Annotated in this window: 3 protein-coding genes; 1 reads left to right on the top strand and 2 read right to left on the bottom strand. The window is 70.6% G+C overall.

Annotation, left to right across the window (positions count from 1 at the left end; genetic code table 11):
* Together manB and STRIP9103_RS43390 are read right to left on the bottom strand one after the other, a co-directional pair.
* On the bottom strand, positions 1-1054 hold a 1054-nt coding region (manB, locus tag STRIP9103_RS43395; protein ID WP_048822165.1), incomplete at its 3' end, for a mannose-1-phosphate guanylyltransferase.
* A 251-nt stretch (positions 1055-1305) separates the two neighbouring features.
* Entirely contained in the window at positions 1306-2898 is a 1593-nt protein-coding gene (locus STRIP9103_RS43390) for a peptidoglycan recognition protein family protein (protein WP_009341800.1), read from the bottom strand.
* A 120-nt stretch (positions 2899-3018) separates the two neighbouring features.
* On the opposite strand from STRIP9103_RS43390, the gene STRIP9103_RS43385 reads away from it, so the two are divergent.
* Positions 3019-3774, top strand: coding sequence for a TIGR03089 family protein (locus tag STRIP9103_RS43385; RefSeq protein WP_009341801.1), 756 nt, complete (start codon positions 3019-3021; stop codon positions 3772-3774).
* Positions 3775-4050 lie beyond the last annotated feature (276 nt).

Here is a 4050-nt window from a genome sequence, read left to right as displayed (position 1 = left end):
CCGTGGGGATTCGGGCGTCGCACCAGACGCGGACTCCTGAGCGGAGTTCGTTGTCGGCGCCGATGATGGCGCCGTCGCCCACGACGGTGCCGGTGAGGATGGAGCGTTCGCCGATGCGGGCGCGGGCGCCGATGAGGGAGTCGGTGATGACGGCGCCGGGTTCTACGACGGCGCCGGCCAGGACCGTGCTGCCGGAGACCTGAGCGCCCTCGCCCACGAACGCGCCCTCACCCACCACCGTGCCCCCGGTGAGCTTGGCGCCGCCCGCGACCCGGGCGGTGGGGAGGACGAGGCGGTCGCCGCAGCGACCGGGGACGGCCGGGGACGGGGCGCGGCCCAGGACGAGGTCGGCTGAGCCTCGTACGAAGGCCGCGGGGGTGCCCAGGTCCAGCCAGTACGTGGAGTCCACCATGCCCTGGAGGTGGGCGCCGGCCGCCAGTAGGCCCGGGAACGTCTCGCGTTCGACCGAGACCGGGCGGCCCGCCGGGATCGTGTCGATGACCGAGCGGCGGAAGACGTACGCCCCCGCGTTTATCTGGTCGGTGACGATCTCCTCGGGGGTTTGCGGCTTCTCCAGGAAGGCCAGGACCCGGCCCGTCTCGTCGGTGGGCACCAGGCCGTACGCGCGTGGGTCGGTCACCTGGGTCAGGTGCAACGACACATCCGCGCCCGTTGTCTCGTGGGTGGTGACCAGGCGGCGGATGTCCAGGCCCGTGAGGATGTCGCCGTTGAAGACGAGGACGGGGTCCTCGGGGGCGGAGTGGAGATATGAGGCGGCGTTGCGGATGGCGCCTCCCGTGCCCAGAGGCTCCTCCTCCGTGACGTACTCCAGATGGAGGCCCAGCGACGAGCCGTCGCCGAAGTGGGGTTCGAAGACCTCGGCCAGATAGGAGGTGGCGAGGACGATGTGGTCGACTCCCGCCGCCTTCGCCCGGGCCAACTGGTGCGTGAGGAAGGGGACTCCGGCCGCCGGGACCATCGGCTTCGGAGTGTGCACCGTGAGCGGGCGCAGTCGGGTACCTCTACCGCCGACCAGGAGGATCGCTTCTGTCACCTGTCGTCTCTGCTTCCTGCCGGGACCGGCCGAACTCTCATTCGACCGGCCAGTGTGTGCAGACCGTTCCATGGCGCCTTCGTGGCCGTGCGGATGGTCACCGACCTGGTTCTTCACAGGTCAGCGGGGTGTCCGTGGAGGGCACGGCGGGCGTGCCCTCGGCCTGTCGCAGTGTGAGATGACCTCCGGCCGGTCATCGGTTTCCTTCCGGAGCCCCGAGCCCCGGCTCCCCCCTTCAACCCGCCGCCGCACTATCGGCCTTGATAGTGGGCGGCTTCCGAGCGTGCCGCGCCGAGCTTTCCGTAAAGGCGCCCCCCCGGGCACTCGGTCGCGAACCCGTCCCGGTGACCGGAGATCACGTTCAGTCGTACCTTCTTACCTTTTCGGTAGAGATTGCCACCACCCGAAGTGAGGTATGTCTTGCCATTCGGGTTCGCCCGGTAAAGACCCAGTTTCCACGCGGTGAGTTGCGCGATCGCCCTGACCGCCGCGTCGGACGGCATGGTGGAGGTGAAGCTGCCGAGGACCGCGATCCCCATGCTGTTTTTGTTGAAACCGAGGGTGTGGGCGCCCATGACGGGCTTGGCTACGCCACCCGCACGGCCCTCGTAGATGTTTCCGCACTTGTCGATGAGGAAGTTGTAGCCGATGTCGCGCCAGCCGCTGCTCACCACGTGGTAGCGGTAGATACTGCGGATGACGGTGGGTGCCTGCGCACAGCGGTAGTTGTTGCCGGAGGCCGTGTGGTGCACGAAGGCCGCCTGGACGCGTTCGGTGTAGAGGAAGTCCCGCTCCCGCAGCTTCTCGTCGGCGCCCCAGCCGCGGCGGGTGACGATCTGTGGACGCGGACCGATGTACGGCTTCGAGCCCGGCTCCAGTTCGGCCAGCCGCGCCTCCGTCTCCTCGCGTGACAGCGCGGGGATGACCGTGGCGCCGAGCGGGGCGAGATCGGCGTTGACGGCCGAGGCGGCGACCGACTCCGCCGTCAGCGCGGCCAGGCGCGGGCTGTCCACGGGGGTGACGACGGGCGGGGGTCCGACCGCCGGGCCTGCGGCGCCCACCGGGCTCGCTGTACTCGCTGTGCCCACCGCACTCGGTGTGCCCACCGCACTCGCCGTACTCGCCGTACTCACGACGCCTGCGGGATCCGTAACACCCGCGGCATCCGTGACGCCCGTAGCACCCGTGGCACCCGTGGCGTCCGTGACGCTTGTGACACCCCCAGTATCTGGAACATCTGGGGCGTCTGTGGCATCCCCCGGGACATCGGACCCCGGATCGACCAACTCCAGCCGTAGGCCGTCCGGGAGCATCTGTTCACCGGGAGCGGCCGTACGACGCCGGGCCTCGGCGCGTACGCGGACCTCGACGCCGTCCGATTCGCCGACCCACAGCGGGGCCGTGGACCCACGCACCCGGCCCGATGCCCATTCAGCGGTGTCCGGGTCGGCCGCATGCTCATGGTTGTGCGTCTCGACGTCCTGCCAGCCTGACCAACTGCTGGTGCCCTTCGCCCTCGTACGCACCTGGACGCGACCCTGCAATTCCGCGTCCGGGTCGTCCCAGACCACGCCGACCAGCGAGAACGACCTTACGTCCCGTCGACCCAGCCCCTGTTCGACGGCGGCCGAGCCGAAACCCCGATCCGCTCCGCGGGGGGCGAGGGGGAGGGACTGGGTGGTGCCCGGGATCGGGGTGGGGACGGCTGCGGTTCTTTCGGCGGGGGTGGTCGACGCGGTGGCCGAGGCCAGGAGGGTCATCGAGAGGGCCAGGGCCGCCGCGCAGGTGATGCCGATCGAGGAAGCGAGGAATCGAGATCTACGCATACGCCCGATCTTGGGCATAGCCATACATTTCTGTCCATCGCAGAGTTGACGGTGCGTCGGCCGCACTCCGCCGAACCGGTGGCACGTCCGGCCCGCCCCGGGCCCCGTCGCGCTCCGCGCCCGCGTACGCTTACGCGCGTGAACGCGACCGACCGCACCCCTGCCGACCTGCTGCGATCCGCGCTCGCCGCGGACCCCTCGCGACCGCTGGTGACCTTCTACGACGACGCGACAGGTGAGCGCGTCGAACTGTCCGTGGCCACCTTCGCCAATTGGGTGGCCAAGACCGCGAATCTGCTTCAGGACGAGCTGTCCGCCGAGCCGGGTGACCGGGTCGCGCTGCTGCTGCCGGCGCACTGGCAGACGGCGGTGTGGTTGCTCGCGTGTTCGTCCGTGGGAGTGGTCGCCGACGTCGCCGGGGATCCCGGGGTCGCCGACATCGTGGTCAGCGGGCCGGACACGCTGGAGGAGGCTCGGGCGTGCTCCGGGGAGCGGGTCGCTCTCGCGCTACGGCCGCTCGGGGGGCGGTTTCCGCAGGTCCCGGCCGGGTTCATCGACTACGCCGTCGAGGTGCCGTCGCAGGGGGATCGGTTCGTGGCGTACGCGCCTGTCGACCCCGAGGCGGCGGCGTTGATCGTAGCCGGGCGGGAGTTCAGCGGCGCCGAGGTGGTGGAACGGGCGAGCGCGGAGGCCGGGGGGCTCGGGCTGACGGGGCCGGGGTCTCGGTTGCTGTCCGGGTTGGGGTACGACACGTGGGAGGGATTGGCAGCGGGGTTGTACGGGCCGCTTGCCATTGGGGGTTCCGTGGTGCTTTGTCGGCATCTGGAGTTGTTGGCGGACGATGCGCTGGACAAGCGGATCGAGACGGAGCGGGTGACTGCGACTGCGCGGTGACGCCGGTCGGATGAGGTAGTACGGCGACTGCGGCTGGGTTGCGCTCACTCGCGCAGTTCCCCGCGCCCCTTCAGGGCGCGACTGCGGGACGGCGGCTCCAAAAGGCACCCGGCGTGGGTGCCGACCGGGTGTGGACTGCGCAACTCGGCACCACGAGGTGCCGCCGCGCCCACCCTCCCCCATCGCCCCGGCGGCACGATTGCCCGCAGCCAGGTGCGGGCACGGCTGCCCACAGGCAAGTGGGAACGGCGGGGCGGGCGCGAGACGGCGGAAGGG

This window comes from Streptomyces ipomoeae 91-03, assembly GCF_000317595.1.
Classification (GTDB): Bacteria; Actinomycetota; Actinomycetes; order Streptomycetales; family Streptomycetaceae; genus Streptomyces; species Streptomyces ipomoeae.
The sequence above is the reverse complement of the archived record's forward strand: the minus strand, read 5'-3'. Positions and strand labels throughout refer to the sequence as shown.

Excerpts from the sequence above, each read along its gene's own strand:
- STRIP9103_RS43390 (WP_009341800.1), bottom strand. The coding sequence starts at position 2,898 with ATGCCCAAGATCGGGCGTATGCGTAGATCTCGATTCCTCGCTTCCTCG.